The 25,977-nt window shown below is 44.1% G+C and carries 22 protein-coding genes and 1 pseudogene; 11 read left to right on the forward strand and 12 right to left on the reverse strand.

Features of this window, described 5'->3' with window-relative positions:
- Positions 1 to 32: 32 nt before the first annotated feature.
- The gene (locus HOP38_RS22420) at positions 33 to 929 is read left to right on the forward strand and encodes a LysR family transcriptional regulator (protein WP_006069520.1); all 897 of its coding nucleotides are present in this window, start codon (positions 33 to 35) and stop codon (positions 927 to 929) included.
- A gap of 68 nt (positions 930 to 997) precedes the next feature.
- Here the strand turns inward: HOP38_RS22420 and HOP38_RS22425 are convergent, their stop codons facing one another.
- On the reverse strand, positions 998 to 1,636 hold the full coding sequence (locus HOP38_RS22425; RefSeq protein ID WP_198559028.1) for an NAD(P)-dependent oxidoreductase: 639 nt from the start codon (positions 1,634 to 1,636) through the stop codon (positions 998 to 1,000).
- Positions 1,637 to 1,778: 142 nt separating this feature from the next.
- Between HOP38_RS22425 and HOP38_RS22430 the strand changes: the two genes are divergently transcribed.
- Positions 1,779 to 2,678 (forward strand): LysR family transcriptional regulator, encoded by a 900-nt coding sequence (locus tag HOP38_RS22430; protein ID WP_198559029.1) that lies wholly within the window; start codon positions 1,779 to 1,781, stop codon positions 2,676 to 2,678.
- A gap of 65 nt (positions 2,679 to 2,743) precedes the next feature.
- Here HOP38_RS22430 and HOP38_RS22435 read toward each other — a convergent pair whose 3' ends face one another.
- The 6 genes from HOP38_RS22435 to HOP38_RS22460 form a co-directional block, all read right to left on the reverse strand.
- Positions 2,744 to 5,311 carry a glycoside hydrolase family 3 protein gene (locus tag HOP38_RS22435; RefSeq protein ID WP_198559030.1) on the reverse strand — a complete coding sequence of 856 codons (2,568 nt, stop codon included), beginning with the start codon at positions 5,309 to 5,311 and terminating at the stop codon, positions 2,744 to 2,746.
- 21 nt (positions 5,312 to 5,332) lie between these two features.
- Positions 5,333 to 6,361, reverse strand: a complete 1,029-nt coding sequence (locus HOP38_RS22440) for an ABC transporter ATP-binding protein (protein ID WP_198559031.1) — start codon at positions 6,359 to 6,361, stop codon at positions 5,333 to 5,335.
- A 2-nt stretch (positions 6,362 to 6,363) separates the two neighbouring features.
- Positions 6,364 to 7,371, reverse strand: coding sequence for an ABC transporter ATP-binding protein (locus HOP38_RS22445; protein ID WP_198559032.1), 1,008 nt, complete (start codon positions 7,369 to 7,371; stop codon positions 6,364 to 6,366).
- The gene (locus HOP38_RS22450; RefSeq protein WP_198559033.1) at positions 7,364 to 8,302 is read right to left on the reverse strand and encodes an ABC transporter permease; all 939 of its coding nucleotides are present in this window, start codon (positions 8,300 to 8,302) and stop codon (positions 7,364 to 7,366) included. Before HOP38_RS22450 ends, HOP38_RS22445 begins: the two co-directional genes overlap by 8 nt.
- 13 nt (positions 8,303 to 8,315) lie before the next feature.
- Positions 8,316 to 9,305: an ABC transporter permease gene (locus tag HOP38_RS22455; protein ID WP_063606824.1), complete on the reverse strand. Its 990-nt coding sequence runs from the start codon at positions 9,303 to 9,305 to the stop codon at positions 8,316 to 8,318.
- Positions 9,306 to 9,421: 116 nt separating this feature from the next.
- A complete protein-coding gene (locus HOP38_RS22460) occupies positions 9,422 to 11,077 on the reverse strand; it encodes an ABC transporter substrate-binding protein (protein WP_062461093.1) in 1,656 nt (551 codons plus the stop codon).
- Between the two features lie 355 nt (positions 11,078 to 11,432).
- Between HOP38_RS22460 and HOP38_RS22465 the strand changes: the two genes are divergently transcribed.
- Complete coding sequence (locus tag HOP38_RS22465) at positions 11,433 to 13,214, forward strand: ABC transporter ATP-binding protein/permease (RefSeq protein WP_198559034.1); 1,782 nt, start codon at positions 11,433 to 11,435, stop codon at positions 13,212 to 13,214.
- 84 nt (positions 13,215 to 13,298) lie between these two features.
- Here HOP38_RS22465 and HOP38_RS22470 read toward each other — a convergent pair whose 3' ends face one another.
- Positions 13,299 to 13,568, reverse strand: coding sequence for a hypothetical protein (locus HOP38_RS22470; RefSeq protein WP_006069509.1), 270 nt, complete (start codon positions 13,566 to 13,568; stop codon positions 13,299 to 13,301).
- A gap of 562 nt (positions 13,569 to 14,130) precedes the next feature.
- Between HOP38_RS22470 and HOP38_RS22475 the strand changes: the two genes are divergently transcribed.
- The 6 genes and pseudogenes from HOP38_RS22475 to HOP38_RS26265 all read left to right on the forward strand — a co-directional run.
- Positions 14,131 to 14,610 carry a YehS family protein gene (locus HOP38_RS22475; protein ID WP_198559035.1) on the forward strand — a complete coding sequence of 160 codons (480 nt, stop codon included), beginning with the start codon at positions 14,131 to 14,133 and terminating at the stop codon, positions 14,608 to 14,610.
- 627 nt (positions 14,611 to 15,237) lie between these two features.
- Positions 15,238 to 16,089, forward strand: coding sequence for a hypothetical protein (locus HOP38_RS22480; RefSeq protein ID WP_198559036.1), 852 nt, complete (start codon positions 15,238 to 15,240; stop codon positions 16,087 to 16,089).
- Positions 16,086 to 16,529, forward strand: a complete 444-nt coding sequence (locus tag HOP38_RS22485) for a hypothetical protein (protein WP_198559037.1) — start codon at positions 16,086 to 16,088, stop codon at positions 16,527 to 16,529. Before HOP38_RS22480 ends, HOP38_RS22485 begins: the two co-directional genes overlap by 4 nt.
- Positions 16,530 to 16,655: 126 nt before the next feature.
- Positions 16,656 to 16,907, forward strand: coding sequence for an SMI1/KNR4 family protein (locus HOP38_RS22490; protein WP_242456572.1), 252 nt, complete (start codon positions 16,656 to 16,658; stop codon positions 16,905 to 16,907).
- Positions 16,874 to 17,014 (forward strand): SMI1/KNR4 family protein, encoded by a 141-nt coding sequence (locus HOP38_RS26120; protein WP_242456590.1) that lies wholly within the window; start codon positions 16,874 to 16,876, stop codon positions 17,012 to 17,014. Before HOP38_RS22490 ends, HOP38_RS26120 begins: the two co-directional genes overlap by 34 nt.
- A gap of 18 nt (positions 17,015 to 17,032) precedes the next feature.
- Positions 17,033 to 17,116: pseudogene (locus HOP38_RS26265) on the forward strand (IS200/IS605 family transposase); the annotation flags it as partial.
- 223 nt (positions 17,117 to 17,339) lie between these two features.
- On the opposite strand, the gene xylB reads toward HOP38_RS26265, so the two are convergent.
- Genes xylB through xylF form a run of 4 tightly spaced genes read right to left on the reverse strand, consistent with a single transcriptional unit; the run spans position 17,340 to position 22,552 of the window.
- Positions 17,340 to 18,791 (reverse strand): xylulokinase, encoded by a 1,452-nt coding sequence (gene xylB, locus HOP38_RS22495; protein ID WP_198559038.1) that lies wholly within the window; start codon positions 18,789 to 18,791, stop codon positions 17,340 to 17,342.
- 15 nt (positions 18,792 to 18,806) lie between these two features.
- Positions 18,807 to 19,979, reverse strand: a complete 1,173-nt coding sequence (locus HOP38_RS22500; RefSeq protein ID WP_423250104.1) for a sugar ABC transporter permease — start codon at positions 19,977 to 19,979, stop codon at positions 18,807 to 18,809.
- Positions 19,979 to 21,502, reverse strand: a complete 1,524-nt coding sequence (locus HOP38_RS22505) for a xylose ABC transporter ATP-binding protein (RefSeq protein WP_198559040.1) — start codon at positions 21,500 to 21,502, stop codon at positions 19,979 to 19,981. The genes HOP38_RS22500 and HOP38_RS22505 overlap by 1 nt, the downstream gene beginning before the upstream one ends.
- 57 nt (positions 21,503 to 21,559) lie before the next feature.
- Positions 21,560 to 22,552 carry a D-xylose ABC transporter substrate-binding protein gene (gene xylF, locus HOP38_RS22510; RefSeq protein WP_198559041.1) on the reverse strand — a complete coding sequence of 331 codons (993 nt, stop codon included), beginning with the start codon at positions 22,550 to 22,552 and terminating at the stop codon, positions 21,560 to 21,562.
- A 368-nt stretch (positions 22,553 to 22,920) separates the two neighbouring features.
- Here xylF and xylA point away from each other — a divergent pair, with 368 nt between their 5' ends.
- Complete coding sequence (gene xylA / locus HOP38_RS22515) at positions 22,921 to 24,240, forward strand: xylose isomerase (protein ID WP_198559042.1); 1,320 nt, start codon at positions 22,921 to 22,923, stop codon at positions 24,238 to 24,240.
- A 152-nt stretch (positions 24,241 to 24,392) separates the two neighbouring features.
- Positions 24,393 to 25,568, forward strand: a complete 1,176-nt coding sequence (locus HOP38_RS22520; RefSeq protein WP_198559043.1) for a XylR family transcriptional regulator — start codon at positions 24,393 to 24,395, stop codon at positions 25,566 to 25,568.
- Positions 25,569 to 25,977: the final 409 nt, after the last annotated feature.

Raw genomic sequence — 25,977 nt, forward strand, 5'->3', positions numbered from 1 at the left:
AAATTGGCATTTCGACTTTTTGGGGTATCACAATGTACAGTTTTGAGCAGCTTAAAGTGTTTGTAGCGGTTTGCGAGCACGGTTCATTTTCCGCCGCAGCGCGTAAGCTTAAAAGAGCCCAATCAGGGGTAAGCCAAGCCATTTCTAATTTGGAGATCGCCATTGATCAAACCTTATTTAGTCGAGAAAAAAACACACCCGAGCTCACCGAAAATGGCAAAGCACTTCTTCCTATTGCTCGCTCTATATTGCATCAGCAAAAATACTTCGACCAAAAGATCGAAGCTCTTTCCAATGACTCAGAACACGAACTGACCATCGCTGTCGACGATAGCTTGATGAACCAAGAGTTTATTAAGCTGTTGTCCCCTTTGGCAGCTCAGTTCCCTATTACTAACTTCGAGCTTATTTGCGCTTCAACGTTTGATATCGAAGAACTCATTCGGCAAGACAAAGCACAGATAGGTATTGTTTATGCCGACGGTGAGTTAAAAGTAGACATGGATATTTTCATCCTCGGTCAAGCTCGTTTCTTAACCGTTGTCGCTCCAAACCACGAACTCACACGATTGCCAGTGGTCAAGGACTCCGACTTAAAGTATTTTCGGCAATGTGTCCACCGAAGTGTTGAAAAACAGGAGCTATGGTTTACCTACGGCATTAGCTCTAATATTTGGTACGCAAACGACCACAAAACGCTCGTTGATATGGTCTCAGAAGGATTGGGATGGTCTAACTTGCCTGAAATGTTAGTTAAGAAGCCTATGGCTGAAGGGAGAATGGTTGCATTACCTGTGGCTCATGAAAAAAGTGGCTGGGTGACGACGGTTGGTTGTCTTGTGTCACGAAGTCGTACTAATGGCCCGGTACTAAACGCTCTTATTGAACTATTACAACAACATCAATTTGCTGATAATCAATGGCAGTAGCACTGAAAACAGGGCCAAAGATGGTTTGTCATCTTTGGCCAAATCACCTGTTAATAAATATCAGATTACTAATAAGCCACACCAATTCGCTGGTTTGGGTGTTGATTAGACTCTAACTCATCAATCATAGCCTTAGCGTAGTCGCTTACTGAAATTCGGCTGTTGCCTTGTTCATCAAGCAATAGTTGTTCACTACCAGTACGGTATTTTGATAACGTTTCTCCCGGAAAAATCTCCGCAGCTGGAGATACATATGTCCAATTCACGCCGTTGGCAGCTTGTTTGAACACATCAAGCGCTTCCCCTTGTGCGATGGCTTCAGCTTTATATTCTTCAGGGAACTCTGGAGTTGAAATCAAAGTCACTCCCGGTGCAACTTCCAGAGAGCCAGCACCACCTACCCACAGCAAAAGCCCTATTTTCGCTTCCGAGACCGACGTGAGTAGCTTTTTAGCTGCCTGTTTCACAATGTCGTGGTTACCTTTCGCGCGTCCGCCTATGGAAGCAATCACGGCATCGACACCGGATATTGAGTCGACCATCTCGCCGATAGGCGCTGTGAGGTCAAACGCTCTAGCTTCAATATCTGGATCTTCAACTCGATTCACTTCTCTAACCAGTGCTACAACTTCATGACCACGCTGTTTAGCTTCGTTTAAAATATGGCTACCAATCCAACCTGTTGCGCCTACTACTGCTACTTTCATAATTATCTCTCCGTCTTGTTTGGTGTTTTCTTGATGACGTTGACAGTCTAATAGAACCTTTTTTCGAGATAAATTCACAAAATTGATGCAGTTTGTATCTAGTTGAGTTACTAATAAGCTTCATATCTAACAGGAGCCGATGATGGATAGACTTACAGCGATGCGCAGTTTTGTCGAGGTAGCTCACTGCGCCAGTTTCACTAAGGCAGCCGAACGCCTTGGTTTAAGTCGCTTACAAGTTTCTCGTCACGTTAACGAAGTAGAACAGTGGTTGGAGCAGCGGTTGCTTCACCGGACCACACGCAAAGTCAGTCTAACGACAGCCGGTAAACAAGCACTGACGCGATGTGAAAGCATTTTGCACGAAACGTCACAGTTAGAACTCTCATCTCAGCCACAAACCCCTTATCTCTCCGGTACGGTTCGTGTTGCGGCGCCTATTGGCTTAACACAAAACATCTTACTGGATGCTGTTGAGCAGTTCACAGAACAGCACCCCAACGTTGTTATTCAGCTTTTTGCCTCGGACAGTTTTGCTGAATTAGTTGACGAGCGTATCGACATCGCACTTCGTTATACCAACAAACCAGCAGACAATCTTATTGCTCGTAAACTCATGTCTATCGACTCACTGATATGTGCCTCAAAAAACTATATCGAAAAACATGGCGAGCCAACGCGGTTTGATGATCTTAGCAATCACAACTGCTTTCTCCATTTGGAGCGTACTTCTTGGGAGGGAGTCAAAGGTGGTGAGACAGTGTCAGTTAACGTTAGTGGAAACATAAAGGCAAATGATCTAGGCGTATTAGTAAAAGCAGCGCAAAGAGATAAGGGAATCGTCTTACTGCCTTGTGACTTGGCAAATCCGCTAATCGAATCGGGTTCACTTACCCCAATTCTAAAAGACTACGCTATTCCAACCAGTACACTTTGGGCAGTATATCTCTCAAGGAGTTACCAATTACCTATCGTTCGACAGTTTATAGATTTTCTTGCCGATTTTTGGAGTAATGATATTAAAGCGGATACCTCTCGCTAGTGCTTTTAAAACAAAAAAGGCTCCTTATTTAGGAGCCTTTGATTAAACAATTTGAACGTCACTTGTTAGTCATTATGCCAACGGATATTAGCAAGTACCGTTTTGAACTGTCCTTCACTAAATAGCATGAACGGCGTATCCAAAAATGCGAGGTCCACATCTTGAGCAACAAAAAGTGAGACCGGAATATCAATAGTCACAAACTCGTCAATGGACTGCAGCTTATCGGCAATATCAATTTTTGCCACGTCATCCGGCAGCTTATTCTCCGTCCACTTTTGCAGAGACAAATAAACTGGCTGCTTAGGTGCTTTAGAAACCTTGACCTCAAAACTCAGCATTCCCTTGGCAGAGTTATAACCTGACAAGTTCTCAATACCACCATCACCAGTTTGGATGTACGCAGCCGCAAACCCACCTTTGAACGTCAACTCTACCGCATCTTGCTGCTGCTGATAGTTATACGGTTTGGTATCTATCGTTCTCAGAGACATAGGATTGTTGCGCGATACATCGCTGCCGATCCAATGAACAAAATCGGCGACTTTCAGTTGGAAATCACCAATTGTCGATTTGATACCGTATATCTCTGTCGCACTATCGGCGACACCTTCGCCCTGAGTACCAGCCTCATCCAACTCGATCTGGTCAAGGTCGGCCTGTTGAAGCGTATCTGAATAGTTGAGTCCGTAGCCGTATTCAAATAACGGAGCGTGCTCACCCAATGGAGATTGCTCCAACTCAGGCACCTGATAATCTGGAATATGTGGCGGAATACGGCTGACCGTTGCACTTCGTTTTTTATTTGGCCAACTGTATGACAGCTTACCTTGGAAGTCATAACGAGCGTTACCTTGAGCGTCAGCAATCAACACATCTGTGATGCCCTCACCTTCACTTCCTGGAAGCCAAGCAGCGACAAAGGCATTCGACTTAGCTATCTCTTCATTCAAGTACAAAGGACGACCGCTGTAGAATACGGTAATCACTTTAGCACCCAGTTTGTGTAACTTGTGAATTTTCTCTACATCAGCCTTGTAGCTGCGTTTAAGCTTGCCAAACTCAAGTGTTTGCCAGGCCTTGATATCACCCATCATTTCAGCGTAAGGATCTTCACCAATGACTACAATTGCAACATCGCCTGCTTGAATAGTCGACTCTAGTTGCGGATCGTAAGTGACATTGTCACAACCCAGTTCATTGACAAGAGCCATTTTGAACGTCGTTGCTCCCGGGAAATCATCAAGTGTATTCTCATCACCCTGCCACGTTAAGTTCCAACCACCAGACTGCTTTTGTAGGTCGTCTGCAGCACTACCCGTAAGCAATACTTTTTGATTTGGATTCAGAGGTAATAACTGATCTTTGTTTTTTAATAACACCAAAGATTTGCGTACCGCTTCTCGTGCTACTTCTCGATGCTCTGGCGCACCCAATAAAGATTGCTTGCCTGCTAGCGCTCTCTTTTTCGGTGAAGGCTTATCCCATAAACCAGCACGCATTTTGACGCGGAGAATACGAGTAACCGCATCGTCGATACGCTCCATTGGGATTACACCTGACTTAATGTCTTCTAGCGCTTTGTGGTACACCGCTATCCAGTGCTCATGCACCGGAACCATTAACACATCGTTGCCTGCATTAATCGCATACGTTGCATCGCCGTCGGTACATTTGCTAACTTCCGCATGCCCATGCCAATCCGTGACAATAAGACCATCGAAGCCCATTTTGCCTTTGAGCACATCATTTAGAAGATATTTACTACCATGAATCTTATAGTTATAGCGCTCACCCACTTCGGGGTTGTGGTCATAATTCGCTTCATTTTCCCATGTATTAAATGAAGACATGACTACTTGAGCACCGGCCTCTAGACCGCTGAAATAGCCCATTGCATGGATATTTCTGAGTAGATCTTCTGAGTAGCCATTTTTACCTCTGTCTACCCCAGTGAGCGTACCGCCATCTCCAACCCAGTGTTTCACGTTAGAAATCACATGATGCTCACCTTTCAGATCATCCGCCGTACCTTGAAGGCCCGTGACCATTTTAGCGGCATAAGCGAAGGTGATTTCAGGATCTTCAGAGTAACCCTCGTAAACACGTCCCCAACGTAAATCACGTGGCGTTGCTACTGTTGGAGCAAAGGTCCAGTCTAATCCTGTTGCTGCAACTTCAACCGCCGTAATTTTGCCAATTCGTTGAATCAACTCAGGGTCGCGTGCTGCGCCTAAACCAATGTTGTGCGGGAAGACTGTCGCGCTAAATACATTGTTGTGACCATGCACTGCATCAGTCGCCCACATAAATGGAATACGGAATGGCCTATCTGCATAGGCTTCTTCAATCGCATGCCAGAACTCATCCGCTTTATCGCTCCAATCTTGAGCGCTAGAGTGCTTATTCTCGTTTGGCCATGCTCCGCCGCCATTCAATATTGAGCCTAGCTTGTATTGCTTAGCCTCTTCTGGGCTTACACCGCGAAGATCCGGCTGAATCATCTGACCCAGTTTCTCTTCGGTAGTCATCTGAGCCACAATGCTTGCGACTTCGTTTTCTATTGCAGCGTCTTTAGCGATTGCAGATTTAATTTGTGGCCATTCTTTAAAGTAAGGTGTTTGATAAGACATCTTGAATTCCTAAATACAAAACTATGTGAATAAATGACAACGAGTAAAGTGATTAGCTGAAATTTCTACCGGTTCAGGCAAATACTGCGAACATTCCGCTTTCGCCTGTGGGCAACGCCCTGCGTACGGGCAACCTTTCTTTTCAGGTGACCACATTGGTGTTTCCATCGAGCGGTGCGTTGGTAGTTTCTCGTGAATGCTGCGGCTCGGATCCGGCACCGCCGCAAGCAATAACTGGGTATACGGGTGTTGTGGATTTTGCGTGATTTGCTCTGTGTCTCCCCACTCGACCATATGACCGCAGTACAACACTATGGTGTCTTCTGCAAAATAGCGTGCCGTAGCAATATCATGGGTGATATACATAAATGACTTGCCCATCTCATGCTTCATGCGATTCATTAAGTTAAGCACACCAATTCGAATCGAGACATCCAACATTGACGTTGGCTCATCCGCCAGAATCACTTTCGCACCTATAGCCAATGTTTTTGCCAAGAAAACACGCTGACGTTGACCGCCTGACAACTGATGTGGAAACTTATCCAACACTTCTTGCGGCGGTATTAAACCCACTTGGGTTAGGATTTTTATTAGGCGATATTCCATTTCTTTACCCGGTTTTAATCCGTGGTAAATCTGCATTGGACGCATCAGGTGATAGCGAATCGTATGCAGCGGATTTAACGAACTGAACGGGTCTTGGAATACCATCTGTACATCGCGTCGATATGCATCTAGCTCTTCTCCAGAGGTAAATTCATCGATGTTGGTGCCGTGATAATAGATACCACCTTCTGTGGCCTTGTGAATCTTAGTCGCTATTTTTGCACTGGTACTTTTGCCACACCCAGACTCCCCAACCACTGCTACACAACGCGCTTCACGTAGTTGGAAATTGAGTCCATTAACAGCACGTAAGTACTGCTTTGGTGAAAAAATAGAGTCACCTTTTTTGCGAAAGTCGATGCAAAGGTCTTTGGCTTCCAAAATAACCGGATGCTTTGCATCCAATGCCGCTTGGTCAATATGAGGACTTCTTGCATTCATAATTACGCCACTCCTTCGGCTTCAAGTTGTAGTGGAGTATGACAAGCCACCCAACGCGACTCTCCTAAGCTGACCAAATTGGGTTCTTGTGTTCGGCACTGTGCAGTGGCTTTAAAACAACGAGGCGCAAAACGACAGCCTGAAGGCACATTTTTTAGATCGAGAGGCGAACCTGGAATTCCTTTCATCTCTTGTAACTCACCTTTTAACGTCGGGAATGAGTCACCCAAGCCATGTGCATAAGGATGGTTTGGTTGCTGCAAAATGATCTTCGATGGTGCGAGCTCCACCAGTTGACCTGAGTACATGATGCCAATACGGTCACATAGCTCCACCATCAAACTGAGGTCATGGGTAATAAACAAAATAGAGAAACCAAAACGCTCTTTAAGCTCATACACTTTTTGCAGGATTTCGCGTTGTACCACCACATCAAGTGCAGTAGTAGGTTCATCCATAATAAGTAGCTTTGGATTTAGAGCTAGCGCCATAGCAATGACAACACGTTGTCGCATACCACCAGAAAACTGGTGTGGGTAGTCAAACAGACGCTCTGTTGGAATATCTACAATACGGAGCAACTCTTTCGCTTTCTCAATGGATTCCTCTCGGCTAGATACCAAACCATGAGCATCGAAAATATCAAAGAACTGATATTCAATGGTTTTCACTGGGTTTAAACAGTTCATTGCGCTTTGGAAAACCATCGACGTATCCTTCCAGCGGAAGTTTCTTAACTCATCGTCGCCCATTTTCAGTACATCTTGACCTTCGAATAGGATTTCACCTTCAGAGATCAATGCAGGCGGTCTGTGCAAACGCATTAGCGAGTAAGCAATAGTTGACTTACCGCAACCTGACTCGCCCGCTAGCCCTAAAATCTCGCCACGGTTAATGTGAAAGCTGACGTTATTCACTGCACGAACTTTGCCATCAAAAGTCACGTAGTCGACGCAGAGATTTCGGACATCCACCAACTTAGACGTTTCTGTATGTGTGAAATTAACCATTGGCACTCTCCATTTCTAAGCGCTGTTGCTTCGCAGTTTGTTTCGCTGCTTTCTTCTCTTCACGACGATAACGGGCCATGATTCGTTGAGCTTTCAGTTTCGGGTTTGATATTTCATCAATCGAGAAGTTGATAAGCGCTAGACCAATGGCGACCGACGCTAACGCAACAGAAGGGGCCATAATTTCCCACCACGCACCAATACGTATCGCAGAAGTTTGGTCGGCGTTGTACAACATACCGCCCCACGTCACTGCAAGGGGGTCACCCAACCCAATAAACTCTAAGGTCGCTTGCGTCATAATGGCGTAGATGACCGTACCAATAAAACTACTCGCCAGAATCGACATCATATTTGGCATAATTTCAGCAAACAGCATTCTCGGTTTGGTTTCACCCATCACTTCAGCGGCGTGGACAAAGTCCTTATTTCGAATCGCTAAGGTCTGAGCACGTAGTACGCGAGCTCCCCACGGCCATGACGTTGCACCAATTATTATCGCGATAACCAGAGGCGACACTTGGTCCAAGAACGCAGCCAATACCAGCATTAACGGTAGGCTTGGAATAACCATCACTAAGTTAGTAAAGAATGACAATACGTTATCAATCACACCGCCGAAGTAACCAGAAGCGATACCTATCACCATCGCCATTACAATCACAAACGTGCCAGCGACGAAGCCAACCATAAGCGAAACGCGACCACCATAAAGAAGCTGAGACCAGACATCACGCCCCATACGCGTCGTACCTAGAATATTGTCTGGGTTTGGTGCTTGGTGTGGTCGACCAACGCGAGCTCCCGGCAATACATCGGTAAGCAGCGGTGCAAAAACACACATCAACACCACTGTTGCGACTAAGAAGATCCCAACCGCAGCTTTGGGGTTATCCAAGAAAAATTGTTTAGCCATTTTAAAGTATTTCATGCTCTTAACTCCTTTAACCCAACTCAGTGCGAAGACGTGGGTCAAGCACGAACAGCAGTAAATCTGCGATAAAGTTAGCGCCCAATACCATGATGGTCATGATAAGCAGGTAGCCTTGAATCAACGGGTAATCACGCGCAAGCATGGCTTGGAACATGACCTGTCCTAATCCCGGGTAATTGAATATGATTTCGATAATCAGCGAGCCCGCGAAGATGGCGCCAACCGACATAGCAAATGTAGTGATCATTGGCAGCACTGCGTTGCGCGCACCGTATTGCAGCATCACCTTTTTGTCTTTCACACCTTTAGCCCAGCCCATGACAATAAAGTCTTCACCAAGCTGGTTGATCATGTTGGAACGCATGCCCATAACGTTGCCCATTCCAAGCAGTACCATGCTGAGCAATGGCAGTGCTAAGTGATAAGCCACACTGCTGACAAATTCAAAACTCATTGCCGGATCGAGCGATGGGTCGTACGCATAACTCGTCGGAAACCAGCCGAGATCTGATGCAAAGATAAAGTACATAAGTAGAGCCATTACTACGGCAGGAATCGACGATATCACTACCGAACCCACAGTGATGACAGAATCGACCCACGTGCCTCGCTTCCAAGCCACCCAAATACCGAGCAACGTTGTGATGGTATAAGACACGACAAGGTAAGAACCAACCAACAACAACGTCCACAACATGCCACGGCCAAGAACATCAAATACAGGTTGGAAGAAACGTGTCGATGTTCCCCACTCACCCGTCATGATGCTTTGTAGGTAAGTTAAAAACTGTTGAAACAGTGGAGTATTGGTGGAATAACCATAAAGAGCTTCAAGAGAAGCGATGGTCTCTGGTGTAATTTGCCCACCATTTTGTGCAAGACGCCCCAAAAATGATTGAATTGGGTCACCAGGCATCAATCTTGGCAAGAAAAAGTTAATGGTTACTGCGGCGACAAAGGCCAGCAAATAGAAGCCAAATCGGCTTAATAAATATCTCATAACCTAAATTCCAATTAGACTTTCCCCTCAGCTCCCCCTTATGGGGAGCCGACAAGTAAGAGAAGTGAGAGAAAAAAGCGCAGCCTCCCTCGCTCAAGAGACCACGCTAAACTGGATTAACCTTTCGGTTTTAGGTTCATTAGGTGAACAAGACGGCTCATGCCATTCCAAGGTGCAGGGTGACCAATTTGATTATCTTCATTAGCCCAACCTTCGAAGCGAGAGTCGTTATATGCGTACCAGATACCGTTGTAGTAAAGAGGAATTTGAATCACATTTTCGGCAAAGTAACGTTCTACGTTAGCCGCAATTTTCTTCTGTTGATCTTCGTCTTTAGTCAAACCTAGCTCTGAGATCCACTGGTCAAGTTGTGGGTCAACATAGTTACTAACGGTAGTAGACCACCACACTGGACTTTGTACGTATTCAGAACCCATAGTGAAATCGTAGAACTTCCATACTGAAGATTGCATCGAACCAGCACCGAATGTGGCATCGAAGTTCGCTGTTTCCCAGTTTTTCGCATACGCATTAGCTTCTGGAGTAATTACCGTTGCATCGATACCTGCCATGCGCAGACCTTCTACCGCAATAGAAGTGTTGTTTACCCAATCACTCCAACCACTTGGTACCTGGATCTTAAAGGTTAACTTGCTGCCATCTGGGTTCTCAACAAAGCCGTCTCCATTAGTATCTTTGTAACCGCCGTCTGCTAATAACTGCTTAGCTTTGTTAATGTCGTACTGGTTCACTTCAGCCCAAGTTTTGTCGGCTTGTTCGTCACGCCAATTCCACATACCTTTTGGTAAGTTTGTTGCTGGGTTTCCACCGACAACGTAACCATAAGAACCAATCATCATCATGGCTTCACGGTCCATTGATAGGCTTACCGCTTTACGGAAGTTCACATCATGGAAGGCTTTATTTGCGCCTTCATTCTCTGTTTTGTAGTTGAATGTGATTCGAACACCATCGTTTGATGGGAACCAGTACTTGTTATTTGGATGTTTAGAAACAAACGTACGCTCGATATCAGGAATAAAGATACCTGCCCAGTCCACGATTCCTTTTGAAAGCATCTCTAGCGCTGCATCGTTACTTGAGAATTGCGGGAACTCTAAACAGTCGATTTTGAGGTCTTTATTCCAGTAATTTGGGTTACGACACTGAACATAAACTTGTGGTGTAAAACGCTGGATTTCTGTGAATGGGCCCGTGCCCACTGGGTTATCATTCGTGCTTTGGGCTGGCGAATCATTACCTTCCCAAATATGTTTAGGGACGATACGAACCGTTTCACCAAGAACATCGCGCGCTGCAAACGCATTCGGTTCTTTTAGATAGATTTTAACTTGCAGGTCATTAACCTTCTCGACTTTGTCGACTTTACCGCTGACACCGCCGGTATCGATCTCTGGATGTGCTTTCGGATACTCGTAAGTAAACACAACATCATCAGCCGTGAACGGTTTCCCATCAGACCAAAGAACACCCTCACGAAGGTCGACAGTCAGTACCGTCAAATCATCGCTCAGTTCATAGCCTGTTGCTAGCCAAGGATGGACGTTTTTCGAGTCTAAGATATCGAAGATGTATAGCGACTCATAAGCAAAGTCTGAACGACCACCAAACCAAGGGTTAAAGTTACGCACCCAGCCAGTTGAGAATTCATTGAGAATCTTCAAGTTTGGCATGGAAGACGATTCTTCAGCGTGAGCGGGGATAACCATTGATGCAGCAATTGCAGAAGTAAGAAGCAGCGTTTTTTTCATCTATCTATCCTTGTTTATGAACTGTGTAGGCGAAGTTCGTTATCGTTGTTTTTCAAGGATACTAGCGAGGAATTCGGTTTATAAACGTGACTAAAACCACATTGGATCGGCAATGGGTTGCCTATTTGTTAAAACTAAAAAGCGTTGCACAGAAACCTTCTCACTCATGAAACTTTTCTATAATTTGCATAATTTAATTTATATTAATCATTGAATTAGGTTGAAATATTTCATGAAAATTCATTCTCTGGCTATTCTAGCTCACGCTTTTGGGATCAGAAATAGGCAATAGTGTTGCTATTTGTTAATCCACCCCCATAACCTTAAGTAATAAAGCGAACGATTAGGCACATCAATGCAACAACAAGATCAATCCAGAGCTAAGAGCAAAAACTTAGGTATTCTATTAGAACTGGTTAACTTCATTCGCCCTTACCAAGCCAAAGTATTTGCCGCTCTGGTAGCACTCATCTTCACCGCAGGCCTCACTCTGTCTGTTGGTCATGGGGTTCGAATCTTAATTGACCAAGGCTTTGCTCAGCAATCACTGCAAGACTTGGGTAATGCGATTCAATTTATCATGTTGGTCACCATGTGCATTTCCATTGGCACCTTTTTTAGATTCTATTTAGTTTCTTCTGTTGGTGAACGCGTCAGCGCAGATATTCGCCTCGCGGTATTCAATCACATCATTACCCTGCATCCGAGTTATTTTGAGACCAACGGCAGCGGCGATATCATGTCTCGAATCACCACGGATACGACGCTATTGCAAAGTATCATTGGTTCTTCTTTTTCTATGGCAATGCGCAGTGCGCTTATGTGTATTGGTGCGATTATCATGCTGTTTGCCACCAACATTAAGTTGACGCTCATTGTGTTAGCATCAGTTCCGTTTATTTTGATTCCCATCTTGTTCTACGGGCGTCGTGTAAGAGCACTCTCACGTCAAAGCCAAGACTCTATGGCGGACGTAGGCAGCTACGCAGGCGAAGCGATTGAACATATCAAAACGGTCCAAAGTTACAGTTTTGAGGCGCAAGAGCGTGCGGCTTTTGCTGAGGAAGTAGAACGAGCTTATGACATTGGACGTAGGCGCGTTAAGCAGCGCGCTATCTTGATTTCTGGCGTTATCGTCATTGTTTTTACTGCCATTGCTGGCATGCTTTGGGTTGGGGGCAGCGACGTGATCCACGGCACCATGTCAGCCGGTGACCTTGGTGCTTTTGTATTCTACGCAATTATGGTGGCTTCTTCTTTAGCGACCATTTCAGAAGTCTTAGGTGAGCTGCAACGCGCTGCTGGCGCAACCGAGCGCTTGGTAGAAATCCTGCAAGTTGACAGCCATATCAAGGCGCCTGATAGCATCTTCAATGCTACCAATACGCTGCGATCTGAAGTTACGTTTGACGATGTAACCTTCCATTACCCTTCCCGACCTTCTCAATCTGCCACTGAACGGTTAACCCTCAAAGCAGACGAAGGTAAAGTACTTGCACTCGTTGGGCCGTCTGGAGCAGGTAAAACAACGGTATTTGAGCTTTTGCAGCGTTTCTACGATCCTCAAGCCGGACAAGTGAAGTTAGGTAACGTCGATATTCGAGAGTTTGACCCTCACGAACTTCGCAAGCAAATGGCCCTAGTTCCACAACAACCCGCTTTGTTTAGTCACGACGTCTTTCACAATATCCGTTACGGCAATCCAGAAGCGACCGATGAGCAAGTAATTGAAGCAGCGAAAAAAGCCCATGCCCATGAGTTCATAATGCAGTTGCCAGATGGCTACCACAGCTTCTTAGGAGAAAGGGGCGTGCGACTTTCTGGAGGGCAACGCCAACGCATCGCTATTGCGCGCGCTATCCTCAAAGATCCAAAAATCCTTCTGCTTGATGAAGCCACAAGCGCCCTCGATAGCGAGAGTGAACATCATGTACAACAAGCATTAGAAGAGTTAATGGTCGGAAGAACCACTATCATCATCGCGCACCGTCTTTCAACCATTCAGCACGCAGACCAAATTGCGGTGTTAGACCATGGTCGTTTGGTCGATATTGGCGATCATCATTCGTTGCTAGAAAATTGCGAACTATATAAGCGTTTGGTGGAGCTACAGTTTAAACAGCCCGTCGTGAGATAATAGCGGCAGTTGTACAAATCATTAATGTAAAAGCCCTTGTTTGGTCAAATCCAAACAAGGGCATAGAAGTTTCTATTCGAACCGCTACCAGTGAATATCTAGATCTTGGTTTAAGTTGTTTTGTATATCACCCCACTCGTCCATTAACTCAGAGGCTTTTCGGTGTGAAATCGGTTTAACCAGCGTTGAGCCAGCATGATCTTTCAGGTTGAGCGTATAGGTTTTAGCATTAAGGTCGGCCGTTATACTGTGGTATTCGTCAAGACACTGCTGTTTAGTTTTGTTAGGTCCCCATGCTAACGTCAAATCCGTTCCGTTAATATTCATGCAAACCGCAAGCGAGCTACAATCCATCGCATTCTCCTTGTCGTTAGTGTAGTCACTCTATGAAGCTAGCCAAGTCTGGTCATTTCGCCAACACAAACTGTCAAATCTTGAGTGATCACTCATTAATACGCTGACATTTACAACACCCGTCACTGTAACTCTTCGACTCCCCTGCGCATTTCAGGATGGGCAAATTTCCAAAGAAAAATACCCAAACTCAAACCCTGTCATTCCTGCGAAGGCAGGAATCTACTGACAGCGCCACTGAATCGTATGGTCCACTTCGCAAACTGAGTGACGAGGCTAGCTTATTATTACCCTATTCCTTGCCAGTAACATCAACCTCACAAATCACTGTGAGGTGGTTTGACCAACTTCTTCTAATCAGCATAGTGTCTATGAAAATGGGCTCTTACCAACTTAGCCAACTAGTTCTAATAGGCCGTCTTATTTCCCTTTTTTAACCTACCGAAGAAACGTGTTCTCTGTTAGAGTCACCGTCAACTACGCTATTGAATAAAGACACCCACAGATCGCATGTAATTGATGGATTTTTATTCACCCTTAGAACTCATTTTAGGAATCCCTAGTGACTAACAACGAAATTTTACGTCGTATCCAACACGCGTTAAACCTTAAAAACGCACAGATAATGAAAGCTTTCGGGCAGGCCGAAGTCACTGTGGCTCACGATAAAGTGGCAAACTGGTTAAGAGATGAAAGCGACAAATCTTGCGTTAAGATGAAGGATCAAGAGTTGGCGGTATTCTTAAATGGCTTTATTAACCTCAAGCGAGGAAAAAAAGACGGCGAGCAACCTAAGCCAGAAGTCGCGTTGACCAACAACATGATTCTCATGAAGCTGCGCATTGCGCTAGACATGAAAGCAGAAGATGTGTTGGACGTGTTAGAAGTGGTTGGTATTAGTTTAAGTAAATACGAAATTGGTGCGTATTTCCGCAAGCCAAACAACAAAAACTACAAACAGTGTGAAGACCAATTGCTGTGCGACTTCTTAAATGGTGTGCAGTTTACCAATCGTCCCGATTCTGAAGAGTTTACTGGATAATTTTTATCTCGAATCGAACGTGGTAATTGATTAAAAAGCGAGAGCCATTTCATTTTGGCTACTCGCTTTTATCATGTTAAGGACCAATACTAGAGCTTCACAATAACGTCTACTCCTTGTCTTTCTTCAGTAGATACCTATCAAACCACGCTGAAATCTGGTCAGCTTTTAGAATCAAGACACACACAGCACCCTATGAACTTACCAAGCTAAACCCAAGCTAAAACCTTAAGCCAGTTAGGGGCCTATATTCTGATCAAGCTATTCCAGACACCTTGTAGTGATTCACTAAAACTGGCCAAGTATATAGAGTTTTTCCATACTTTTGGTCATGCGAGCATGGGTCACGACTGACGACATTGGTAACACGAATTTGCCCCAAACCTTCTCAGAACCTGCAAACGGAACACCTGATCAGTACACCAATAGACCAAGTTAATCTAATCCGTACTTTTATCTCTCGTACGGAATTTTTCCGTATTTCAATCCCACAACTAGATGCCGATTCACATAACAGGTTGATACTAGTTGAGTTTCATAATAAATGGCAGCAACATAGACGGAATGCAAAGACGGAAAAAGTCCGTTTATAAAGCGTTAACCGTCAAGGGATAATTTCGGTGTATTATGAGTAGTAAAACGAACACATTCGAGTTGTTTAGGTATCAAATTCTTCCAGTAGACCGATACTTTCAAGGTGACTTCTTTAACGGAGTTCATAATGTTGAAGAATTAATCAAACATAAAAACAAGTTTTTTGCTGAAGCTTTGCAAGGTCAATCGGACTTTTCAAATAAACGGCATAAGACTGTGGTCAAGCAGCTACTTCATCACGGTGATTTTTACTTGTATCGAATTGCCCACAATAAGACTCTTCATAGAGAAACCCGTGACTTCAAAGATGAAACCATTGATAGTTGGCCGTCTATTCTCGTCGCGATCTGGAACCATCCTGATAAGCAGTACATAGCTGTTCAAAAAAGAACAACCGCATTTGCAAAATGTGAAACCGTAGCGAAACTCATACTAGAAAAAATAGAGCCGCAGTTAACTCATTTTCAACTTCGAGCGATATACGAACCATTATTTGAAAAGCAACAATTTTGGACTTTATTGCGAAAATATCGTGGCAAAGTAAAGTCAGTTGATTTTGAAATAATAACTCCAAATATGGCAAATATCTCTGGGACATTACCCGATGATCTTAAGTTGTTTGCCAAATGTACAAACTCGACAAGAAATAATTTAAAAATTGAATCTGAGCCTGACTCAGCACTGCATCTTGAAGAGGATAACTCTGCGTTGAGAGGTTTGGTTGACTATAGTAGTGAGGGGGGAGGTAATATTTCACTTAAAATTGATGGCATTAAGAAACATCATCAGACTTCCCGCACAGTCAAGGAAATAACGTTAGGCGAAATGGAATTAACGGGTAATGCAGAACAAATCGCCCAAGTTTTAAAAGAGTTGCTCAAATGATAGGACACGTTGTAAAAACCACATTCATTGCCTTGGGAGTTGGCTTCATTACTGAGCTGACAAATTCATGGCTTGGGTCTGAGTTTTTACATGCGTTTTTAGCACAAAACCTAGTTACGATACTCATTGCTTTGCTAGCAATTAACGCTACTACGATGGGCATTGTTTTGACTAAAGTGCGTGAAATGGTTGATTCTAAAGGTAGTGCTGGTTGTTTCAAACGTACACGCGACCAAATGTTACTTTCAATAAAAGAACAAATAGCACTGGTCGTCACAGCAATCAGCATACTTAGTATTAAAGGCTCAGAGCACATTATTGCTATAGATAATGCTGAACTACTTCTAAATGTTGCCATTATTGGTGTTTTTGTATATTCACTTATGGTTCTTTACGACACAGCAAAGAGTGTTCTTATCATCATCGACTTTGACGGTTAACAAAGCCTTTAATTCTGATTCGCAAACGCGTGCCGAACTAGATGAAGCTCAAACATGGCACACGTTCACTCACAGCTTAAGACGGCGTTAGTTGTACTTGTTTGCGTTGTGAAAACGGATAGGTTTATGTTTAAAACAATTACAGATGCCCAGCTAGATGAAGCTCAAGAAATCCTAGGTTTTGAATTTCCAGATGAATACACAGAGTTCATTAAATCTGGTTATGACCCAGGCGATGCGCCTATTGAAGCGTTAGACATATTGGATCCTCCCAGCTTTGCTAACATTTTCGAGACATTAAAAATGCTCGCGAGTATTACGATTTACCAGAGGAACTATTACCCATATGCGAAGATAACTCTGACTATTACTGTTTAAACCTCAGCGGTGAAGTAGTGTTTTGGTCACACAACGGAGTAACAGGTGAGAAATGGGCAAATGTAGCAGATTGGCGAGCGCAAGTGACCGCGGAGTCTGAGGAGTAAACGTAAAACTAAAGGCCTAATGTTGGTGGCTATCTGAAAGGAAAAATCGCTACCTCGATAGCTAAGAAGTTCCGATGTAGGCAGCGAAATTTTATAGGTGAGCGCTGTGACCAATTAAAACTTGAAACCTATCGCCTTGAACGCTCAATGAAGCTATTTGAAGACGTTACCTAGTAATATCCAGCTCTGCCGTTGGTCATTTAACTTGTCACGTTCGTCATCTCTAAACAAAAAAAGCGACTTTACTCGAAAGCCGCCATAAACTCGTAATATACCTCGTGCTTAAAACGGGGGGCGTCAGCACAACAAGAGCAAAACATTCCAGTTAGAACAGATCTTTCAACCTCTCATAGAGTTGACGATAAGTATCGCGTTTGACCGACAACGCTTTGGTTCTTTCCGCTTGAGGCTGATGCACCGCCACTAATTCAGGTACTGGACAAACGTCCGAAATCGTCGCGCCATGTTCAGTTCCAAGGCGTGCCAGTCTAGCAGCACCCAATGCAGGGCCGACTTCTCCGCCAGAGCGATAAACAAGCTTCATGTCAAAAATATCCGTCAGCATCTGACGCCAATATGCACTTCGAGCGCCCCCGCCAATTAGTGAAACTTCTTCTGGAGTTAATCCGGTTTGATGTAGTGCATCTAAGCCATCGGCAAGCGCAAAACCTACGCCTTCCAGCACCGCTTGGGCAATATCAGCCTTTGAGGTTTCGTGCGTCATTCCAAAAAAGACACCTTTCGCTTTAGGGTCGTTATGTGGCGTGCGTTCACCAGAAAGATGAGGCAAGAAGATAACTTTTGACTCTGGATTCGCATTAACTTCTACGTCATTGAGCATGGTCCCTACATCGGGTTGTCCTGTCAGTTTTGCTACCCAATCTAAGCACGATGCAGCACTTAAGATTACCGACATAGTGTGCCAAGTTTTCGGCAAAGCATGACAGAAGCTATGCAATGCAGAGTCAGGGTTAGCTAAGAAGCCATCACTCACCGCAAAGTAGACGCCAGAAGTGCCAAGAGACAACATCGCCTGTTTTGGTTCAGTGATCCCCACCCCAACAGCACCTGCCGCATTATCACCCGCACCTGCTACTATAGGAACACATTTCATACCCCATCGTTTTGCAAATTCAGCTATCAGGTTACCCGTCACTTCACTGCCTTCATAAAGTGTTGGCATCTGCTCTCGATTTAAACCTGTGGCGTGCAACAGTTCATCATTCCAGCTTCGAGTTGCGACATCTAGCCACAAAGTACCTGCCGAGTCCGACATATCCGACGCGAAATCACCAGACAACTTGTAGCGCAAATAATCTTTAGGCAACAGAACCTTGGCAATTTTGGCGAACACATCAGGTTCATGATTCTGTACCCACTTCACCTTTGGCGCAGTGAATCCGGGCATCATGATATTGCCTGTTATCTCGCGCGAATTTGGAACAAGTTTTTCAAGTTGTTCGCACTCCGCAAAACAGCGGCCGTCATTCCATAAAATTGCTGGGCGAAGCACTTCGCCTTGACCATCAAGCAGAGTGGCACCATGCATTTGCCCTGATAAACCGATGGCCTCAACTTTGGATAAATCAACTTGTTCACTCAGCTTATCCATCGCATCACATGTTGCATCCCACCAGCGATTCGGCTCTTGTTCAGACCACAACTCATAAGGGCGTGAAACCGTCAAGGGTTGAGTTTGAGATGCAAGGATTTTATCGTGGCAGTCTAGGAGGATGACCTTTACTCCAGACGTCCCTAAATCAATACCAATGTACATACGTTCTCTACCTCTCTAACGTTTCTGCTTAGTAGCGCTATCCATCCACACCGCAAGCAATAGAATCGAACCCTTCACTATGTACTGCCAGAACGTGGGTACATCCATCATACTCATACCGTTATCTAACGATGCCATAATGAATGCACCAATCACTGCGCCAATAACAGTACCAACGCCACCGGCCAAGCTCGCACCGCCAATAACACACGCAGCAATCGCATCTAGTTCAGCGATATTACCCGCCGAAGGAGAGCCTGCACCTAAACGTGAACTGAGGATTAGAGCAGCTACCGCGACCAAGAATCCGTTCATTGCAAAGACAGCTAGTTTAGTTTTCTCTACATCAATACCAGATAAGCGTGATGCATCAATGTTACCACCAATCGCATAGATACGGCGTCCAAAACGGGTTTTCAAACCAATGAACGACCCTACAACAAGGAAAGCAGTCAGTAATAAAACAGGTGTAGGCACGCCACGATAATCGTTTAGCAGCAGAATGATGCTCAATACTGCAATACCCAAAATGGTATTCTTCATTAAAGAAATTTGTGTGGCAGGAACTGGTAAATCGTACTTGACTCGCTGAGTGTTGCGTTTTTTCTGCCAACCAAAGTATATCGCCAAACAGCCGACACCCATCGCCAAGCTAACCATATTAGGTAAATAGCTTTGACCAATAATCGACATCGCATCAGAAGTTGGTGCAACCGTAGTACCATCAGTAATACCTATTAAGATTCCTCTAAAAGCCAACATACCGGCGAGCGTTACGATAAACGAAGGAACTTTACGATAGGCAACCCACCAACCACTCCATGTGCCAAGCAGCAAGCCAGCAGCAAGGGTAAAGATGATTGTCACGACCAAGGGCAACCCTAGCCAAACATCGAGAATCGCCGCAACACCTCCAAGTAAACCCATCATAGAGCCAACGGAGAGATCAATTTCACCGCTGATGATGACAAAAACCATACCGATAGCAAGAATACCCGTGATGGCAGTTTGACGGAAAAGGTTGGAGATATTTCGTGGAGTGAGGTAACTCCAATCAGTCATCACACTGAAAAAAAGCATAATAATCAGTATTGCCGCAGCCATAACCAGCAACTGCACGTTCATCTGCTTGAGTTGATGAACTAACCCACCCTCTGGTTTTTTATTGAGTAATGTTGAATGTTCCATCATGCTACCTCTCCTTCAGATAAAGCGCAGTCCAAAATAATTTCTTGTGTAAGATTCTCGTTAACTAAGTCGCCTTTGATTTCCCCTTCATGCATCACTAATACGCGATCACTGATGCCAAGCACTTCAGGAAGCTCAGAGGAAACCATAATGATGCTGATGCCTTGTTTTACTAGGCTAAACATCAACTTGTAGATTTCATACTTGGCACCGACGTCAATGCCACGTGTTGGCTCGTCAAGAATAAGTACTGTCGGTTTAACCATGAGAAAACGTGCAAGAATTGCTTTTTGCTGATTTCCTCCAGAAAGGTTTTTAATTGCTAATTCAGCATTCGGCGTTTTAACAGTAAGGCGTTTAATCGAATCCTCAATTGCATTCGCTTCTAGCGTGTCATTGATCACGCCTTGACGAGTGAAGGTATCGATCGCTGATAGAGATATATTGGCTCCCACGCCCATGATTGGCACAATACCGTTACGTTTCCTATCTTCAGGTACCATTGCGATACCACAGCTCAAGGCATCTCTGCTATTTGAAATAAGTAGTTGTTCGCCATGCAGAAAATACTCACCTTGATATTTGCCCTGATAGCACCCATACAGGCATTCCATCAACTCTGTACGGCCTGCGCCAACCAGTCCAGAAACACCTAGTATCTCGCCTTTGCGCAATTTAAAGCTGGCGTCTCTAACTTTAGGGATAGATGAGTTAGATTTATCCCATGCGTTTACCTTTTTAACCTCCAGAACAACTTCACCAATATCATGCTCTTCTCTAGGAAAAAGTTGTTTCATTTCTCGACCAACCATCATAGTTATGATGTCATCCGTGGACATTTCTGACGCAAGACGAGTGCCAATATGCTGTCCATCACGAATCACACAGATATGATCAGAGATCTCCTTAACTTCCCCCAATTTATGAGAGATATAAATACAGGCCACACCACTAGATCTAAGCTCTTTGACCAGCGAGAGAAGAATCTCTGTTTCTGATTCCGTTAGCGGGGCCGTTGGTTCATCCAATACAAGTAGTTGTGCATCTTTGGACAACGCCTTCGCTATCTCTACCAACTGCTGTTGACCAACGCCGAGATCACCAACGATCGTTTCTGGTGAAACATCTAATCGTACTTTTTTAAGTAGTTTCTTCGCTTCCAAATGCATCAATTCATAGTCCATGATGCCGTGGGTACATAACTCAGAGCCTAAAAAGAGGTTCTCTAATATACTGAGCTCTTTAACCAGCGTGAGCTCTTGGTGAATAATCGCAATACCTAGCGACTCTGTATCAGAGATTTTGGTCGGCTTGATTGATTGACCTTTATAGATGATTTCACCTTCGTAATCACCATGAGGATAAATACCGCAAAGAACCTTCATCAGCGTCGATTTTCCGGAACCATTTTCTCCACAAAGAGACAGCACTTCGCCCTCTTCTAGATGAATACTCACACCGTCCAACGCCTTCACTGCACCGAATCTCTTAACGATGCTGCGCATTTCCAGTAGTATGGACATAGTCACTCCTCAGTTGAGCTGGCACTGGCAAGACCGCCTCGCCAGCACCTGTTCAAATTAACGGTAAACTTCTTGTTCAGAATGGAATTTGTCAGCAATAACCGTGGTTTTCAGATTGGTTCTAGTCACTGCAACTGGCTCTAGTAGCCAAGAAGGAACATCTTTCACACCGTTGTTAAGGCTGGCATTACTCGCAGGTGTTTTCTGTTGTCCTAGTTCGACTGCAATTTCTGCGGCCCGTGTTGCTAACGCGGTAATTGGCTTGTAGACCGTCATTGTCTGAGTACCATCAACAATTCGGCGAACAGCTGCTAAATCAGCATCTTGACCAGAGATAAGAACTTTACCAGCTAGACCTTGAGCATCTAACGCTTGAATTGCACCGCCTGCGGTAGCATCATTTGATGCGACTACTACGTCAATGTCATTGTGGTTAGCAGTCAATGCGTTTTCCATAATTTTTAGTGCGTTTTCAGCTAGCCATGAATCTACCCACTGGTCACCCACAACTTCTACGGCACCAGAGTCAATTTTTGGTTGAAGAATGTTCATCTGTCCCTGACGGAATAGCTTGGCATTGTTGTCGGTTGGGGCACCGCCCATTAGGAAGTATTTACCTCTAGGTTTTGCGTCAACTAGAGATTGAGCCTGCATTTCGCCTACTTTTTCATTATCAAATGACAAGTAGAAGTCAATGTCCGCATTGCTGATTAATCGGTCATAAGCCAAAACATTAATGCCATCACGCTTTGCTTCCTTAATAACGTTTGAAAGAACTTCACCGTTAGTCGGAATAATCACTAATACATCAACACCACGTGAGATCATATTCTCAATCTGCGAGATTTGAGTTTGCTCATTACCATTCGCAGACTGAACGTACACTTTAGCGCCCAATGACTCTGCCTTATCCACAAATATGTCACGGTCTTTTTGCCAACGCTCTAGGCGTAAATCATCAATTACCATCCCAACTTTAATATCCTTTGCAAAAGTTGGTCCGCTAAGTGCTATTAGAGCAGTACATAGAAGTGTTATTAATTTTTTCATTTCACTATCCTTTGTATCACGTTCATGTAGGGTTAGTTGCTTAATTCACAACTTGAGAAAAACTATACAATAAGAATCCAAGCCTTTCTTTTGACAGATTTAATAACGTATTTATGTTTTTTCATTAACTATTATTTTTGTGACCCAGGCAGCCTTAAAACAATCAAATCACATGAAGATAAAATATAAAATAATATAAAATTCATACACTTAAGATATTTTCAAAATATGACCAGATAATAGTTTGAGATCTAACTCACACAAACAAAATAGATAAAAACCATTACAAAAAATCGTAATTGAACCAATAAAACAAAACATAAAGAATGAAATGGAAAGCTTAAATACATTCATTGGGAGTTATCTTTATGACACAGTACTTCAAAGGTATAGAAAACATTAAGTATGAGGGAAGCGCTTCTGATAACCCTCTTTCATTTAAATATTATGATGCAGACAAAATGGTGCTCGGCAAATCAATGAAAGAGCACCTAAGATTTGCCGCTTGTTATTGGCATAACTTCTGTTGGCCAGGTTCAGATGTATTTGGTTCCGGCACCTATGATCGTCAATGGATGAAAGGTGGCGACCCGATGGAAATGGCAAGAATGAAAGCAGACGCTGCATTTGAATTTTTCACTAAATTAGGCGTGCCTTATTACTGTTTCCACGACGCAGATGTTTCACCAGAGGGTCGTAATATTAAAGAGTACGTCAATAATTTCGCTGAAATGATTGACTACTTGGAAAAGAAACAGCAAGAAACAGGTATGAAGCTATTGTGGAGCACCGCAAATGCCTTCTCAAACCCAAGATATATGGCTGGTGCAGCGACCAACCCTGATCCAAAAGTATTTGCTTACGCGGCAACTCAGATCTTCAACGCAATGGGTGCAGCAAAACGTTTAGGTGCTGAGAACTACGTATTGTGGGGCGGACGCGAGGGCTATGAAACGCTACTCAATACTGACTTGCGCCAAGAGCGTGAACAGCTAGGCCGAATGATGCAGATGGTTGTTGAACACAAACATAAAATTGGATTCAACGGTACAATCTTAATTGAGCCAAAACCACAAGAGCCAACTAAGCATCAGTACGACTACGACACTGCAACTGTCTATGGTTTCCTTAAACAGTTTGGTCTTGAAAAAGAGGTCAAAGTTAATATTGAGGCCAACCACGCAACGTTGGCTGGGCATAGCTTCCAACACGAAGTAGCTACGGCGACGTCACTAGGGCTGTTTGGCTCTATTGATGCAAACCGAGGCGACCCTCAACTAGGGTGGGATACAGACCAGTTCCCTTCAAGTGTCGAAGAGAATACGTTAATCATGTACGAGATCCTTAAAGCGGGTGGATTCACGACCGGCGGATTGAACTTCGATGCGAAGTTGCGTCGTCCATCTATAGATTCAGTCGATCTGTTCCACGGCCACATAGGTGGTATGGATACGATGGCGCTTTCACTTACCCGTGCAGCAAGAATGATCGAGAACGACAAACTGTCACAAAACATTGCTCAACGTTATGCTGGCTGGAACGACGGATTGGGTAGAAAAATCCTCGCTGGTGATATGAGCCTTGAAGCAGTAGCAAACTTCGCGCTAGATAACGACATTGAACCCACAGTCGAGTCTGGCCGCCAGGAGTACCTTGAAAACATCGTCAACCGAGTAATTTTCGAATAATTCTCGCCACTACCTCACAGTAGAGCCCACCTTTGTGAGCTCTACTATTGTGAAGCCCATCCCAACCATTTTCTTTAACTGAGTTTCGAGTCAAAGTCATCACTCTCTATAAATTATACAATTAGTTGAAATTCAATCGGTTTATCTAAGATATGGACAAACGTTTTCGAATAACACTCCTGTTTAATGCGAATAAAGTTTATGACCGCCAAGTAATAGAAGGTGTGGGTGAATACCTCCAAGCTTCCCAGTGCGAATGGGATATTTTTCTGGAAGAGGACTTTATCACCCACCTAGAGCACTTTGACGAGTGGGAAGGAGATGGCATTATTGCCGACTTTGATAACCCTGAGATCGCTGAAAGGTTAGCTTCTGTTGATGTTCCTATCGTTGCGGTTGGAGGTTCATATCAAGATCAAACTAAATACCCCGATATCCCCTACATTGCCACAGACAACTACGCACTGGTCGAGCTTGCTTTTCAACACCTAAAAGACAAGGGACTCGAAAACTTCGCTTTTTATGGCATTCCATCAAACTCATGGAAATGCTGGGCTAAAGAGCGTGAAATGGCGTTCACTTCGATTGCCCAAAAGGCGGGTTATCAAGGGGCTGTTTTCCACGGAGCTGAAACCTCCTCCAAAACTTGGCAATATGATATGAACCGCCTAGCTGACTGGCTTCAAATGCTTCCGACTCCAGTGGGAATTATTGCGGTTACAGACTCTAGGGCCAGACACATACTACAAATTTGTGAACAACTAGGGCTAATGGTACCTGACAAGGTGTCCGTCATCGGAATTGATAACGAAGAGCTGGCAAGGTATCTCACCCGTGTATCCCTCAGCTCCGTTGGGCAGGGTTGTAAAGAAATGGGATATCGAGCAGCTAAACTTCTTCATAAAATGCTCGATGGAGAAAAGAGCTATTCAAGCAACCTAGCCAGACAACTAATCCCTCCAACACGAGTTTATGAGCGTCAAAGTAGCGATTTCAAAGCACTCAAAGACCCTTATGTTATCCAAGCAATGCATTACATTAGGCACAATGCATGTAAAGGCATCAAGGTTGATCAAGTATTGACGTATGTCGGCATTTCTCGCTCAAATATGGAAAATCGCTTTAAACTCGAACGTGGTCACTCCATTCACCAAGAGCTCCACAACGCCAAATTGAACAGAGCTTGCCAACTGCTGATTTCAACCTCGCTTCCCATTGCCGAGATATCCGAGCTATGTGGTTACCCATCACTTCAATATATGTACTCGGTGTTCAAGAAGAACCTTAACCAGACGCCGAAAGATTATCGCAGCGATGAGGTGAACTGAATTGACAGCCGAACTATTTGCTTAACTTATAGGCATCCACTCCATTAAAACGGTCAAACAGCTGTTCTTGAACGTCTTCGTTAGGGCTAACTCCCTCATAACTGGAAGTAATTCGATAACGTTTTTACCTGGTTGAATAGAAGGATGAACCAGTAAAATTGGATAATTTATTAAGCGATATTCTTATCTAAAAAGTTATCTGCTTGGCAATAATTTAAGTGATTACTCTAAGTAACTTCTGTCCAAAAGCTTCTTAGAAATTGCTCACAAAGTTCATTGTCAGGCGACAATTCTCTGAAATACCCAAAATAATAGTGGGAAAAGTAAGACCCGATCCCATTGATTCTTGTTAAAGCACTGCCAGTACATGTGACCAGAGCTTCGTGCTCTCGGCCTTTCATAGCAACAT

It is taken from the genome of Vibrio mediterranei (assembly GCF_013364395.1).
Taxonomy (GTDB): Bacteria; Pseudomonadota; Gammaproteobacteria; order Enterobacterales; family Vibrionaceae; genus Vibrio; species Vibrio mediterranei.